General features: G+C 54.6%; 1 pseudogene. It reads right to left on the bottom strand.

Annotated features, from left to right (window positions below):
* A pseudogene (locus I5M32_RS16600) lies at positions 1–647 on the bottom strand (collagen-like protein); the annotation flags it as partial.

Below are 647 nucleotides of genomic sequence, written 5' to 3'. Positions count from 1 at the left end.
TTTGCACCTGTATCTCCTTTTGCGCCTGTGTTACCGGTTGCTCCTGCTAAACCGGTTGCTCCCGTATCGCCTTTTGCGCCAGTCGCTCCCGTGTTACCAGTCGCTCCAGTTGCACCTGTATTTCCTGTTATACCTTGTATCCCTTGTGAACCTGTATCGCCCTTTGCTCCGGTTGAACCTGTCGCTCCGGTATTGCCTGTTGCGCCGGTTGCTCCTGCTGAACCCGTTGCTCCCGTATCGCCTTTTAAACCTGTAGCACCTATATTACCAGTTGCACCTGTTGCTCCGGTTGCTCCAGTTGCTCCCGTGTTACCGGTTACGCCTTGGATTCCTTGCGAACCTGTATCGCCTTTTGCTCCGGTTGCTCCTGCTGAACCTGTCGCTCCAGTTGCACCTGTATTTCCTGTTACACCCTGTATCCCTTGCGAACCTGTATCGCCCTTGGCTCCAGTTGCTCCTGTGTTACCAGTTGCTCCTTGTAAACCCGTATCGCCTTTTGCGCCAGACGCTCCTGCTGAGCCTGTATCTCCTTTTGCGCCCGTATCGCCCTTTGCGCCGGTTGCTCCTGCTGAACCCGTTGCTCCCGTATCGCCTTTTAAACCTGTAGCACCTATATTACCAGTTGCACCTGTTGCTCCGGTTGCTCC

It is taken from the genome of Pedobacter segetis (genome assembly GCF_016623585.1).
GTDB lineage: Bacteria > Bacteroidota > Bacteroidia > Sphingobacteriales > Sphingobacteriaceae > Pseudopedobacter > Pseudopedobacter segetis.
The sequence above is the reverse complement of the archived record's forward strand: the minus strand, read 5'-3'. Positions and strand labels throughout refer to the sequence as shown.